Annotated in this window: 12 protein-coding genes; 5 read left to right on the top strand and 7 right to left on the bottom strand. The window is 66.2% G+C overall.

Translation table 11 applies throughout. The features are described from left to right. Positions 1-10 precede the first annotated feature (10 nt). The gene (locus MJ603_RS09150) at positions 11-256 is read left to right on the top strand and encodes a hypothetical protein (RefSeq protein WP_243063405.1); all 246 of its coding nucleotides are present in this window, start codon (positions 11-13) and stop codon (positions 254-256) included. Positions 257-328: 72 nt separating this feature from the next. Here the strand turns inward: MJ603_RS09150 and MJ603_RS09145 are convergent, their stop codons facing one another. The 5 genes from MJ603_RS09145 to MJ603_RS09125 form a co-directional block, all read right to left on the bottom strand. Next, positions 329-697, bottom strand: a complete 369-nt coding sequence (locus MJ603_RS09145) for an Rv3654c family TadE-like protein (RefSeq protein WP_243063404.1) — start codon at positions 695-697, stop codon at positions 329-331. Continuing rightward, on the bottom strand, positions 694-1,101 hold the full coding sequence (locus MJ603_RS09140; protein ID WP_243063403.1) for a TadE/TadG family type IV pilus assembly protein: 408 nt from the start codon (positions 1,099-1,101) through the stop codon (positions 694-696). Before MJ603_RS09140 ends, MJ603_RS09145 begins: the two co-directional genes overlap by 4 nt. 10 nt (positions 1,102-1,111) lie before the next feature. Then, entirely contained in the window at positions 1,112-1,330 is a 219-nt protein-coding gene (locus MJ603_RS09135; protein ID WP_243063402.1) for a DUF4244 domain-containing protein, read from the bottom strand. A gap of 148 nt (positions 1,331-1,478) precedes the next feature. Further along, positions 1,479-2,447 (bottom strand): type II secretion system F family protein, encoded by a 969-nt coding sequence (locus tag MJ603_RS09130; RefSeq protein ID WP_243063401.1) that lies wholly within the window; start codon positions 2,445-2,447, stop codon positions 1,479-1,481. A gap of 44 nt (positions 2,448-2,491) precedes the next feature. Then, the gene (locus tag MJ603_RS09125) at positions 2,492-3,799 is read right to left on the bottom strand and encodes a TadA family conjugal transfer-associated ATPase (RefSeq protein ID WP_308220580.1); all 1,308 of its coding nucleotides are present in this window, start codon (positions 3,797-3,799) and stop codon (positions 2,492-2,494) included. 413 nt (positions 3,800-4,212) lie between these two features. Between MJ603_RS09125 and acs the strand changes: the two genes are divergently transcribed. After that, positions 4,213-6,186, top strand: coding sequence for an acetate--CoA ligase (gene acs / locus MJ603_RS09120; protein WP_243063400.1), 1,974 nt, complete (start codon positions 4,213-4,215; stop codon positions 6,184-6,186). A 23-nt stretch (positions 6,187-6,209) separates the two neighbouring features. Here acs and MJ603_RS09115 read toward each other — a convergent pair whose 3' ends face one another. Further along, positions 6,210-6,677, bottom strand: coding sequence for a RidA family protein (locus MJ603_RS09115; RefSeq protein WP_243063399.1), 468 nt, complete (start codon positions 6,675-6,677; stop codon positions 6,210-6,212). Continuing rightward, complete coding sequence (locus tag MJ603_RS09110; RefSeq protein ID WP_243063398.1) at positions 6,677-6,835, bottom strand: DUF4177 domain-containing protein; 159 nt, start codon at positions 6,833-6,835, stop codon at positions 6,677-6,679. Before MJ603_RS09110 ends, MJ603_RS09115 begins: the two co-directional genes overlap by 1 nt. A 305-nt stretch (positions 6,836-7,140) precedes the next feature. Between MJ603_RS09110 and MJ603_RS09105 the strand changes: the two genes are divergently transcribed. From MJ603_RS09105 to MJ603_RS09095, 3 genes are all read left to right on the top strand, one after another. Then, complete coding sequence (locus tag MJ603_RS09105) at positions 7,141-9,792, top strand: transglycosylase domain-containing protein (protein ID WP_243063397.1); 2,652 nt, start codon at positions 7,141-7,143, stop codon at positions 9,790-9,792. A 12-nt stretch (positions 9,793-9,804) separates the two neighbouring features. Further along, entirely contained in the window at positions 9,805-10,770 is a 966-nt protein-coding gene (locus MJ603_RS09100; protein ID WP_243063396.1) for a metallophosphoesterase, read from the top strand. A gap of 104 nt (positions 10,771-10,874) precedes the next feature. Beyond that, positions 10,875-13,226, top strand: a complete 2,352-nt coding sequence (locus MJ603_RS09095) for a transglycosylase domain-containing protein (RefSeq protein WP_243063395.1) — start codon at positions 10,875-10,877, stop codon at positions 13,224-13,226. Positions 13,227-13,253 lie beyond the last annotated feature (27 nt).

The following is a 13,253-nucleotide window of genomic DNA, read 5'->3' as shown; positions in this document are numbered from 1 at the left end:
CAATGGCCATATGGGTACTTCATCGAGCGGCGCATATACCGCGAAGCTGACCGACGGCCCACTCGAGGGTAAGACCGTCACAACCGACTTCCTCGACTCGGGAGAGCCGCAAGCGAGGTTGGAGATTCCTGCCTCGTCCGGCGCGAAGCGGTACGTCTATACACGGTCCGGAGGACTCGAATACGCGTCGGACTCCGCACACTCCGACCGTCCTTCGGCCGTCGACTACCGGTTCATCGAGGCACTCTTCGATTGATCATCCGCGCATCGATCTTCTGCGCATCGGTCCGCTGCGCAGAAGTCCTTCGCGCGTTGTTCCCCAACGCCGTCATCGGGCGGATGGCGGTCCGGCTCGCGCCCACACGGTGATCGGTACGCCGGCGACCGTCCAACTCGCGCTGACCACGGCATCCAGACCATCGATCGTGCAGGACGCGAGGGTTGCGCCATTGAGCGCCGCAGCTCGTCCCGCTCGATCGCAGGGATAGCCTGAGACTCGCCCGCTGACGGCATCCGCCGCGGCGAGCGCGGCCGTGTCAGCTGCGGCGGCAACGTGCTGCTTGGCAGCCAGCAGGCCGCACACCCCGATCGCGGCGAGGCTGACCACCAACAGCGCCGCGAGCAGTCCGACCACCGCAACGGTCGCCGAACCACGCTCGTCGCGGCCGGCTGTACAGGCGACGGCACGCCCGGTCATTCGTCGCCTCCCCCGCTCGAGACGGCCTCGTCGTCACCCAATGCACATCCCTTCCCTGTCACACTCATCCCCGTCAGAGAAGCCGGCCCAGCGGCACCCTGACGGGCGGTGACGCAGACGTAGTCGCCGCTTCGGTCCACGGACACCGAGGCACTGCCGACTGCAGCGATCATGTTCCCGTCTGCCGTACCGACCGCATCGCCGCGTGCGATCGATCGTGCGCCGTCGGCGGCCGCGTCGGTGAGCCTGGCCTGCTGGACCACCACCTGCACAGCACCGAGGCAGAACGTCAGCACCAGCAGAATCGCCGGCACGATCGCCACGAATTCCGCCGTCACGCTGCCGGTTTCCGCGCTCGGCTGAAGCATGCGCTCGCGCGGCCGCGGTGCGAAGACCGATCGCATCGCGCGCACGTCAGTTCGCCACCGTGAGCGCGCGTCTGATCAGGTCGGTGAGGATGCCGCGTACCTCGTCGCCACGCAGAATCAACACCAGCATCCCGGCGAATCCGACGGCGGCCATGGTTGCGACCGCGTATTCGGCGGTCGCCGAGCCGCTGTCGTCGATCCCGAGATTTCGCAGCGCGATGAGGAATCTGCTCTGCTTGAGGGAGACGGATCGTGATGAGCGCATGGGCTTCTCCTGATTCATGAGGTACGAAAACGTGTTCGTGAGCGACGGAACGACCCGATCGCCATGAGAGCTGCTGAGTCGATCCGATTCGAGCCTGCTCCGAGGGCGAAGACCGTGTTGCCACCGTCTGCTGATCGGTGCGGAGCCATCAGAGTCCGCCGATTGTGGACGACAGGATCGACAGCACCAGCGGTGCAACCGACAGCAGCATGAAGGCAGGCAGCACACACACGGCGAGGGGCGCCATCAGGCGCACCGCGAGCGAAGCGGATGCCTCTTGCGCCCCGCTCCGCGCGTCCCGTCTCGTCTGGTCCGCCTCGGCGCGCAGCAGCTCGATGGAGCCCACTCCGGCGCGTTGCGCGAGCGCGAGCACGGGCTGCACCGCATCGTCCGACGGCGGGGCGAGATCGAAGTCGGCGCAGGCATTCGTCGCGTGCGCGAGGGCCGCCGGAACGGAGCCGCCGCCTGCCATCGCCATGGCGACGAGTTCGAGGGCAAGGCCGGGCATCGTTTCGCGAGGGGTGGCGCGCCGCACCAGGGCACGATTCCAGGCGTTCGCGACGAGCATGAGGACGATGCCGGCGATCAGGCATCCGATTCCCGCGGCCGTCGCGAACAGCACGTGCAGCGTGTCGAACCCGAGTCCTGCGCCGAACAACAGTCCAACGACCGGCAATGCGAGCACCGTGCGCGCCGTCGCCCTTGGCCCGGCCAGGGCCGCGTTCCGGTCGCGTTGCGTCTGACCCACATCGCGGAGTGCTCCGGCCAGTACGCGCAGCGCGTCGGCCAGCGGCGTTCCCGATTCCGTCGCAACTCTCAGGGCCGCGCCGAGGCCGAACCACGCGCTCCGCGTCGCATCGTCGGTCTTCCGTCTGCGATCGACGGTGCCGGCAGCCGTCGCGCGATCGACCGCGGACGCGATCGCCCTTGACACGTCCGCGCCGCGGGACGCAGCCATGGCCGCGCTCGCGACGATCTCGGCCGTCGTCACGATGGATCCGCGGTCGCGTCGCACGGCCGTCGACGACTCGGAAAGGTATCGCCAGGCTGCCGTCGGCGGCACGCCCGCCGCCAGGAGCACCGCCAGACGTTGCGCAACATCGGCGACGGCTTCCACCGGTGGACGCTTGGCGCGCGTGCGATCGGCACCCGTTCGCGCGCTCACGGTCCCAGTTCCCGAACGGTGAGTCGTCCGCCCGGATCGCACCTCAGCGTCGCGCAGCCGGCAACCGAGCGGATGCCCCGCTCGCGATGCAGATGCACCACCAGATCGAAGGCGCTCACCGCCTGTCGCGCGAGCGCGGATGCGTCCATGCCCGCGAGCGCACCGAGGGCCTCGAGCCGGGCGGGTACGTCGACCATCGAGTTGGCGTGCAGCGTGCCGGCGCCGCCGTCGTGACCGGTGTTCAGCGCGGACATCAACTCGCGTACCTCGGCGCCGCGGCACTCGCCGACCACCAGGCGATCCGGTCGCATTCGAAGTGCTTCGCGCACGAGACGGTCCAGTCCGATCGCGCCGGCGCCCTCGAGGTTCGCCTGTCGCGATTCGAGGGCGACGACGTGCGGATGTCGCACGTGCAGTTCGGCGACATCCTCGATGCACACGATGCGCTCGTGCTCGGATGCCCGCGCCAGCAGCGCGGACAAGAGGGTGGTCTTGCCGGAGCCGGCCGCGCCCGTGATGAGAAGGTTCACGCGATCGCGAACGGCCTGTTCGAGACGAGCGCGATGCGCACCGAGCATGCCTGCGGCATCCAGCTGCTCGAGGGTGAATCTGACCTGCCGCGGCACCCGGATCGACACGAGGGTGCCCGTCGTCGAGACCGGAGGAAGCACGACGTGGATGCGGATGCCTCCCGCGAGCCGAACGTCGACGCACGGGTTGGCTTCGTCGACATGGCGACCGCCGAGGGCGACGAGGCGAACGGCGATCGCGCGCAAGGACCGCTCGTCGCAAGACCACGACGGATCGTGAACGGCGCCGGCCCCGGCGTCGAACCACAGTCCGAACCGACCGTTGACGAAGACATCCGTCACGCCGTCCGCGGCGACGTACGGCGCCAGCGGCCCGAATGCGGTCCAGTCGGGAGCGGATGCCTCCGTCAGCGTTCCTGTCCATTCGTCGTCGACCGCCGTGGGTCCCCGTCCCGCGAAAGGAGTTGATGCTTCTGCCTCGCCGGTGTCGGGCCACGCTCCGTGTCCCCCGCGGGTACCCGGCATGACACTCGGCCCGTCTCCGTCCCTATTCCCGTCGCCGAAGTCGAAAGGGAAATCGCCGTCTCCGCCGTTCCTGCCGCCCGCAGCCGAGACGAATGACGGCCCGCCATGGGTGCGGAGTCCATGGACCGCATTGCACTCTTCGTCTCCGGGGAGAAGGTCCCGTCCGGCGCGCGGCGGCTCCATTCCGACGTCCTCTGGCGTCGGCACGAAGGGCACCGACGAGGATCGTGCGCTGATGAGGACCGGCATGGGGCGACGCTACGAGCACGAATCGTGACTCGAGGCGCGAATCGGCCGTTCAGTGGAGGGCCGGGACATCGTCACCCCTGTGGAGGACGAGCCGCGCCTGATCAGTGCGTGTTGGAGCCGTGAGTTAAAAGCAAGGGGCGGCACCTATTGGGGGGAACAGGTGCCGCCTCAGCGACGAGGGATTGGGGGGAATCACGCTCGCCGCACGCCAGAATTATCATTCGGCCGATCGATAGTGTACGCCATCGGAGGGGTTGCGCAAGAGGGTTTTTTCACACCGATGTTTAAGTGCGTCGACGGCCTGAGAGAGCGGTTACCCGACACGCGCCGTCGCACGAGTGGGCGGCCAACCGGTATCGTCGTCTGCGTTGTGCCAGCCGCCCCTTGACACACCTCGCGAAGGAGCGAAATCCATGTCCTCAGACACGATCGACAACCTGTTGCACGAGTCGCGCCGGTTCGCGCCCGACCAGGAGTTCGTCGCGAATGCCGTCGCGAGCGCCGAACTCTACGAGGAGGCAGCGCAGGACCGCCTCGGATTCTGGGCGAAGCAGTCCCGCGAGCTGGTGCACTGGCACAAGCCGTTCACCCGCACGCTCGACTGGACTAATCCGCCGTTCGCCAAGTGGTTCGACGACGGTGAGCTGAACGTCGCGTACAACTGCCTCGACCGCCATGTACTCGCGGGCAACGGCGACCGGGTGGCCATCCACTGGGAGGGTGAGCCCGGCGACTCCCGCAGCATCACTTACGCCGAACTGACGGCGGACGTGAAGCGGGCGGCGAACCTGCTCACGAGCCTGGGCGTGCGCGAGGGAGATCGCGTGGCGATCTACCTGCCGATGATCCCCGAGGCGGTCGTCGCGATGCTCGCCGTCGCGCGCATCGGTGCCGTGCACTCGGTCGTGTTCGGCGGGTTCAGCGCAGACAGCCTCCGCTCGCGCATCGACGACGCGAACGCGAAGCTCGTCATCACCGCGGACGGCGGATACCGCAAAGGTGCCGTCTTCCCGCTCAAGAACGCCGTCGACGCCGCACTCGCCGACGGCGGAACCAACGTGCAGAACGTTCTCGTCGTGCGCCGCGGCGGAAACGACGTGGAGTGGGTCGAGGGACGCGACCTCTGGTGGCACGAGGAGCTTCCGCAGGTCGACGCCGACCACGAGGCGAAGCCGTTCACGGCCGAGCATCCGCTGTTCATCCTCTACACGAGCGGCACGACCGGAAAGCCGAAGGGCATCGTGCACACGTCGGGCGGCTACCTCACGCAGGCCGCCTACACGCACAAGAACGTCTTCGACCTGCACCCCGAGACGGATGTCTACTGGTGCTCGGCGGACGTCGGCTGGATCACCGGACACACCTACGTCGTCTACGGACCGCTGGCGAACGGTGCAACACAGGTGATGTACGAGGGGACGCCGGAATACCCGCAGGCGGGCCGCTGGTGGCAGCTCATCGAGAAGTACAAGGTGAGCATCTTCTACACGGCGCCGACGGCCATCCGCTCGTTCATGAAGCAGGGCCGTCAGATTCCGCAGCAGTACGACCTGTCGTCGCTGCGCGTGCTCGGCTCGGTCGGCGAGCCGATCAACCCCGAGGCGTGGATCTGGTACCGCGAGGTCATCGGCGGCGACAGCACCCCGGTGGTCGACACCTGGTGGCAGACCGAGACCGGCGCCATCATGATCTCCGCCCTGCCCGGCGTGACCGTCACGAAGCCCGGAAGCGCTCAAGTGCCATTGCCCGGCATCTCGGTGGATGTCGTGTCGGATGCAGGCGTGTCCGTCGGCCCCGACGAAGGCGGCCTTCTCGTGATCACCGAGCCGTGGCCGTCGATGCTGCGCGGAATCTGGGGTGACCCGGATCGCTACAAGGAGACCTACTGGGCGAAGTTCGGCGACACGTACTTCGCTGGCGACGGCGCCCGTCGCGACAAGGACGGCGAGATCTGGCTGCTCGGCCGGGTGGATGACGTGATGAACATCTCAGGACACCGACTCTCGACGGCCGAGATCGAGTCGGCGCTCGTCGCGCATCCGTTCACGGCGGAGGCCGCCGTGGTGGGGGCATCCGATGAGACGACGGGTCAGGCCGTCGTCGCCTTCGTGATCATCAAGCAGAATCAGCGCGAGTCCGCAGCATCCATGGATGTCTCCGCCGAGCTGCGCAAGCACGTCGCCCAGCAGATCGGCGCGATCGCCCGCCCGCGCGACATCTACGTGGTGGAGGAGCTTCCCAAGACCCGCAGCGGCAAGATCATGCGCCGCCTGCTGCGCGACGTCGCAGAGGGACGCCCGGTCGGCGACACGACGACGCTTGCGGACACCACCGTGATGTCGATCATCACAGAGAAGCTCACGGGCCCCGCGCCCGCGGAGGACTGAGGACGAGGGGCCGCGAGGAACCCCTACTCGAACGCGACGACGAGCTCCACCTCGACCGGGGCATCCAGCGGCAGCACCGCGACGCCGACCGCCGACCTGGCGTGCTTGCCCGCGTCGCCGAAGACCTCGCCGAGCAGGAGCGATGCGCCGTTGACGACGGCAGGCTGCCCCGTGAACGACGGGTCGGATGCCACGAATCCGGTGACCTTGACCACCTGCGTGACGCGGTCCAGCGAACCCAGCACCGACTTCACGGCGGCGAGCGCGTTGAGTGTCGCGACGCGGGCGAGCTGCTGCGCGTCATCCGCGGGGACGAGCCCGTGCCCGTCGCCCACTTTGCCCGTCGCGGGCAGCGCGCCCGAGACCATCGGCAGCTGTCCGGCGGTGAAGACGAGCGAGCCGCTCACGAGAGCCGGCACGTACGCGGCGACGGGAGGAACGACATCCGGCAGCTCGATGCCCAGCTCCGCGAGCCGCGCCTCCGCACCCATCAGGCTTCCTCCACCGGACGCTTGAAGTAAGCCACCAGGCCGCCTTCCGGCCCCGTGATGACCTGCACGAGTTCCCAGCCCTCCGAGCCCCAGTTGTTGAGTATCGCTGCCGTGTTGTGCACGAACAGCGGCGCGGTGATGTACTCCCAGCGACGCATCTCTTCCTCTTCTCTCGTCCTCGGCGGGTGAGAGCCCGCCGTTGGTCGCGCGAGCGACGCGTCCCAAGGCAATCCCATCACGGATGCTTCGCGCAACATACAGCGCGTGATCGATCTCGGGGCAGGCATCCGACGACCGCAGGTGTGCGTCTCCTGTGAGCGGGGTGGGAAACGGTCGGATGCCTGACAACCGCACAGCAGGCGCCGGCAGCTCGTCCTCCCCAGGTGGTGAACGGGCGCGACTGTATCCAAAGTGGGTACGCCTGGTGCGGGTTTTGCCAGGTTCTGCCGATAGCCTGATTCGCATGTCTGCCCGAAAACCCACGGCTAGAGGTGCGCTCGGCGCCCTCGGCGCATTCATTGGAATGAGTGTCGTCGCCGGCCTTCTTGTGACAGCTGCGGTGACCCCGGCGATCGCCGTCACCGGCATGGCCGCGAACGACGGAATCGGCGCCTTCGACGGCCTCCCCGAGTATCTGCAGATCGAGGCACTCCCCCAGAACTCCACCATCTACGCCACCAAGGGCGGCAAAGAGGTGCCGATCGCCACGTTCTATTCGCAGAACCGCGTCGAGGTCGGCTGGGATGCGATCTCCCAGGTGGTCAAGGACGCGGCCGTGGCAACGGAGGACCCGCGCTTCTATGAGCACGGCGGCATCGATCTCCAGGGCACGGCCAAGGCCATCGTCCTGACCGGGCTTCTGCACAAATCCACCGCGGGTGGCTCGTCGATCACGCAGCAGTACGTGAAGAACGTCAAGGTGCAGAAGTGCGAGAAGCTGAACATCGTCGTTCAGAACTCAGACGCTGCGAAGCAGAAGAAGTTGCAGGCAGCGCAGGACAAGAAGTACGAGACCTGCTACAACGACGCCACCGATCCCACCATCTCCCGCAAGCTCGAAGAGATGAAGCAGGCGATCGGCCTCGAGAAGAAGTACTCGAAGAACGAGATCCTCAACGGATATCTGAACATCGCCGGGTTCGGCGGTTCGGTGTACGGCATCGAATCCGCCGCCCGTTACTACTTCGGCGCAACAGCGAAGACGCTCACGCTGCCGCAGGCGGCGACGCTGGTGGCGATCCTCAACAATCCGTCCAACCTGCGCATCGATCAGGCCAAGACGGTCAACACGGCGAACAACGCCGACAACGGCTTCAAGCTCACGCTCGCCCGCCGCGACTACGTGCTGCGCAGCATGTTGAAGGCCGACAAGATCACGAAGGCACAATACGAGGCAGCGGTTAAGACGAAGATCGAGCCCAAGATCACGCCGCAGCCCAACGGCTGTGAGACCGCGGCCAAGTATCAGGCTGCCTACTACTGCGATTGGGTGCAGCACCTGATCCAGGACGACACCAGCCTGGCCAAAACCGCCGACGAGCGGGACGCGCTGCTTCGAGCAGGCGGACTCAAGATCTACACCCCTTTGAACCTCGACCTGCAGGCGGTGGCACAGAACTCACTGAGCGCCGTTGTGCCGGGTTCGATGTCGGGCGTCGCTCTGGGAGGATCGAACGTCTCCGAGGAGTTGAACACGGGCCGTGTCGTCACGATGGTGCAGAACACCAACTACACCGCGACCTCGTCCACTGATCCGAACTCAACGGGCGTCAACTTCAACACCGACTTCGAGGACGGCGGCTCCGGCGGGTTCCAGACCGGATCGACGTACAAGGCGTTCACGCTGCTCGAGTGGCTCAAGGAGGGCCACTCGATCAACGACTACGTCAATGCGCCGACATCGACCACCACGTTCGCGGCGAACCGATGGCACACCACCTGTCCCGACACCTCATGGACCTCGAGCTGGTCGGTGGGTAACGACACGGCGGGCGAGGGCGGCAACATGAGCGTTTCCACCGCCACAGCCGAGTCGGTCAACACCGCGTTCGCCGTGATGGGAACTCAGCTCGACCTGTGCGGCATCCGTCAGACGGCACTGAACATGGGAATCCACCCGGCGAACCCCTACACGGTGGACGCCAACGGCAAGGAAGTGCCCAACGTTCTGCTGGGCAGCCCCGCGACGATCCTCGGAACGAACGACCTGTCGCCGCTCACGATGGCCACCGCCTACGCGGGCATCGCCAACGGAGGCAAGTGGTGCACGCCGGTCGGCATCGACAAGATCCTCGACCCGAGCGGCAAGGCACTCCCTGTGACGCCCACCAAGTGCACACAGGGTGTCGACGCGAACGTGGCCGCCGGCGCGATCCGTGCGCTTCAGGGCGTGCTGACGGGTGGTACGGGTACCCTGGCCAACCCCTACGACGGCATTCCGATCATGGGCAAGACGGGTACCACCGACGACGCTGCACAGAACTGGTTCGTCTCCTCCACCACCAAGGTCGCGCAGGCGACCTGGGTGGGCCAGACGCAGCAGACCGACGGCAACTGGGTGAACTTCGGCAATCTGTACCTCAACGGGTACTACGGCCGCGACGCAAAACTCTATGTCGCAAAACCGATCATCGCCGCGCTCAACAGCGTGTACGGCGGCGGCGCCTTCCCGCAGCCCACCGGCACCGTGCTGCAGGCCAAGCAGATCACCGTGCCCGACCTGACAGGCAAGTCGCCGGCAGATGCGCAGAGCACCCTGCAGAGCCTCGGCCTGCAATATCAGGACGGTGGTGCGGTCGATTCGGCACAGCCGGCAGGCACGGTGGCGAGTACGAACCCGGCCGCCGGATCGACTACGGGCATCGGCGCATCTGTGACGGTGTACACGTCGAAGGGCAACCAAGTCGCGATACCCGATGTGAGCGGCAAGAAGGCATCCGATGCCGAGAAGACGCTCACGGACGCAGGATTCAACGTGAATTACAACGGTGATCCTGAAGCCGTCGTGACAGGAACCGATCCGCCGGCCGGCACCGCGGCAACCCCGAACACCAAGGTGAAGCTGTCGGTGAAGGATTCCGGGAAGAGTTCCGATCCCCCCGCCACCAATGGATAGGGGCGACGCCTGATGGCCCGGCGACGTGGCGCGAGTGCGATCGGAACGGTCGCACTCGCGCTCGGCGCGGCATCCGTGGGCTCGCTGCTGTGGGCATCCCTTGTCGAGCGGCGCTGGTACGCACTGCGTCAGGTGGGCGCACCCGTGCTGCCGGTCGGAGCGAAGCCCATGCGCGTGCTGCACATCAGCGACTTGCACATGGCGCCCTGGCAGCGTGACAAGCAGGAGTGGATCCGCTCGCTGGCGGCGTTCGCCCCCGATCTGATCGTCGACACCGGTGACAACCTCGGACACGAGCGCGGTTTCGAGGGCGTCGAGTACGCGCTCGAGCCGTTCCGCGGCATACCGGGCGTCTTCGTGAACGGGTCGAACGACTATTACGGGCCGACGCCGAAGAACCCGATGAAGTACTTCAGCGGTCCGTCGACGGTGCACGTGAAACCGTCGAACCTCGACACCGGAGAGCTCACCGGGTTCTTCCGCGACGACCTTGGATGGCTCGACCTGAACAACACCGTCGGGGAGCTCACCGTCAACGGCACGCGGCTCGAATTCTTCGGTGTGGATGACCCGCATCGCAACTTCGACCGCCTCGACACCGTCACCGGCGCGCTCGACGAACTGCGGGCATCCGAGGTGTCGGATGACGCGCCCACCGTGTCGATCGGCGTCGCGCACGCTCCGTACCGACGCATCCTCGACTCCTTCGTCACCTACGGCGCCAGCATGATCTTCGCCGGCCACACGCACGGCGGCCAGGTCTGCGTACCGGGATATGGGGCGCTGGTGACCAACTGCGACATTCCGCGACGCCAGGTGAAGGGTCTGAGCATGTGGACGCACGCGCTGCGAGTCGCCTACCTGAACGTGTCCGCGGGTCTCGGCACCTCGATCTACTCCCCGGTACGTTTCGCGTGCCGGCCAGAGGCGACGCTGCTCACGCTCGTGCCGCGCGAGTCCACGCACGACGCGCGCTGACCTGCACTGACGGGCATCCGCTCGGATCAGATCGACAGCCGATTCTGAAATCAGGCATAGCCTTCGTGCACGATAGGGCCAGAGTGGCCACCTAGCCTTCCCAAGTGACTTCGAAACGCATCCTGGGGGCTCTTGGCGCTTTCGTCGCGATGAGTGCGGTTGCCGGAGTTCTCGTCGCCGCCGTGGTGACTCCCACCGCGGCGGTCGCGTCCCTGGCTGTCAGCGACGCGACCGACACCTTCAACGGCCTCCCCGACTACCTCGCCCTTCAGCCCCTCGACCAGACCAGCACCTTCTACGCCACCAAGGGCGGCAAAGAGGTGCCGATCGCCACCTTCTACGCGCAGAACCGCGAAGACGTCTCGTGGAAGCAGATCGCACAGACCGTGAAGGATGCCGCGGTCGACACCGAAGACCCCCGCTTCTACACGGAGGGCGGCATCGACATCTACGGCACGATCCGTGGCGCACTCGCGACCTCGTCGGGCAGCGACGTGCAGGGCGGCTCCTCGATCACACAGCAGTACGTGAAGAACATCCTGGTTCAGCGCTGCGACGAGCAGGATCAAGTCGATCCCGATGCGTCCGCGAAGGTGCAGGCCAAGCAGGAGAAGGTCTTCGAGCAGTGCTACGCGGATGCCGCGGGCGTGACGGTGTCGCGCAAGATCCAGGAGATCCGCTACGCCGTCGGCCTCAGCAAGAAGTACAGCAAGCAAGATATCCTGCAGTCCTACCTGAACATCGTCGGATTCGGCGGTGAGATCTACGGCGTGCAGGCCGCGGCGAAGTACTACTTCGACGTCGACGCCGATCAGCTCACGCTGCCCGAGTCCGCGACCCTCGTGGCCATCCTCAACAACCCGAACTACCTGCGCGTCGACGACCAGGCGATCAAGCCGGATTCGTCGGCACAGGACAACGATTCGAAGGACGGCTTCGCGGCGACCAAGGAACGCCGTGACTACGTGCTGCAACGGATGCTCGTGCACAAGTCGATCACCGAAACTCAATACAAGAAGGCGGTCGCGACCCCGATCACTCCGAAGATCACGTCGACCCAGTCCGGATGCCAGTCGGCCGTCGCCTACGACGCGGGATTCTTCTGCAACTACGTCGAGCACGTGCTGCTGCAGGACCCGACGTTCGGCAAGACCGCCGACCAGCGAGAACTGAAGTTCCAGCGTGGTGGCCTGAATGTCTACACGACGCTCAACCTCGACCTGCAGAACACCGCGCAGAGCGCGCTGAGCACGTGGGTGCCCGCTACGGATACCGACGTCGACATCGGTGGAGCGAATGACTCCGTGGAAGTCGGAACGGGCCGCATCGTCACGATGGTGGAGAACAAGGCGTACGACGATGCCGGGACCGGTGACGCATCCACCACCGCGGTCAACTACAACACCGACTACGACTACGGGGGCTCGGCCGGCTTCCAGACCGGATCGGCGTTCAAGGCGTTCGACCTCGCAGCCTGGCTCGAGGCCGGTCACACCGCGACGGAGGACATCGACGCGCACTACTCCGGATACTCCTTTCCCTTGGACGAGTTCACCGCGTCGTGTCAAGGCGGGCAGCTGAGCGGGAGCCCGTACCAGGTGTACAACGACGAATCCTCCGAGGGCGGTGAGATGAGTGTGCTCAACGCGACAGAGGAATCGGTGAACACCGCCTTCATGCAGATGGCGACCCAACTCGACCTGTGCGACATCGCGAAGGTGGCAGAGGCGCTCGGCGTGCATTCCGCATCGCCCCAGACGAACCCCTTCCAGATCGTGCCGTCGATGGTCATCGGCACGAACTACATCTCGCCGCTGACCATGGCCACCGCCTACGCCGGCATCGCGAACAACGGCATGTTCTGCACCAACATCGCCATCGACAAGATCACGACCACCGCCGGCGAGAACGTGGCGGTTCCGAAGTCGACGTGTACCCAGGCCATTCCGGCGACGGTCGCAGCAGCGATGGCGTGGACGCTCGAACACGTCATCACCGACGGCACGGCGACCAGGGCCGAACCGGATGACGGCACGCCGATCCTCGCCAAGACCGGCACCACCGACAACTACGAGCAGAACTGGCTCGTGACCTCGAGCTCCAAGGTGGCCAACGCCATCTGGGTCGGCCAGATCTCCGGCTCGGATGACCTGCAGTACTACGACTACAACGGGTCGGAATTGGCGAACGCCAAGTTCTATGCGGCGCGCACGATTCTGCAGGCCCTGGACAGCAACTACGGGGGCAGCGAGTTCACCACGCCGCCGAGCACGCTGTTGTACGGATCGTCGGAGTCCACGACCCAGAACAACTCGACGACCGGAGGCGACACGTCGAACGGAACCGGTACGGGGACGGGCTCCGGAACTGGCACGGGCACCGGGACGAACCCGCAACCGACAAGCTCGCCATCCCCGAGCGCGCCGGCGACGAACCCGCCATCGACGGGCGGTTGAGCCGCGTAAGGCGCGTGCTCGGAGCAT

This window comes from Humibacter sp. RRB41, assembly GCF_022761015.1.
Taxonomy (GTDB): domain Bacteria; phylum Actinomycetota; class Actinomycetes; order Actinomycetales; family Microbacteriaceae; genus Humibacter.
Note: the sequence above shows the minus strand (reverse complement) of the source record. Positions and strands in the feature narration are given on the sequence as shown.

Bases quoted from the DNA above. Each gene is read 5' to 3' on its own strand.
- MJ603_RS09125 (WP_308220580.1), bottom strand. From the start codon at position 3,799: ATGCCGGTCCTCATCAGCGCACGATCCTCGTCGGTGCCCTTCGTGCCG.
- MJ603_RS09135 (WP_243063402.1), bottom strand. From the start codon at position 1,330: ATGCGCTCATCACGATCCGTCTCCCTCAAGCAGAGCAGATTCCTCATC.
- MJ603_RS09110 (WP_243063398.1), bottom strand. From the start codon at position 6,835: ATGCGTCGCTGGGAGTACATCACCGCGCCGCTGTTCGTGCACAACACG.
- acs (WP_243063400.1), top strand. From the start codon at position 4,213: ATGTCCTCAGACACGATCGACAACCTGTTGCACGAGTCGCGCCGGTTC.
- MJ603_RS09100 (WP_243063396.1), top strand. From the start codon at position 9,805: ATGGCCCGGCGACGTGGCGCGAGTGCGATCGGAACGGTCGCACTCGCG.
- MJ603_RS09115 (WP_243063399.1), bottom strand. From the start codon at position 6,677: ATGGGTGCGGAGGCGCGGCTCGCGGAGCTGGGCATCGAGCTGCCGGAT.
- MJ603_RS09140 (WP_243063403.1), bottom strand. From the start codon at position 1,101: ATGCGATCGGTCTTCGCACCGCGGCCGCGCGAGCGCATGCTTCAGCCG.
- MJ603_RS09150 (WP_243063405.1), top strand. From the start codon at position 11: ATGGGTACTTCATCGAGCGGCGCATATACCGCGAAGCTGACCGACGGC.
- MJ603_RS09145 (WP_243063404.1), bottom strand. From the start codon at position 697: ATGACCGGGCGTGCCGTCGCCTGTACAGCCGGCCGCGACGAGCGTGGT.
- MJ603_RS09105 (WP_243063397.1), top strand. From the start codon at position 7,141: ATGTCTGCCCGAAAACCCACGGCTAGAGGTGCGCTCGGCGCCCTCGGC.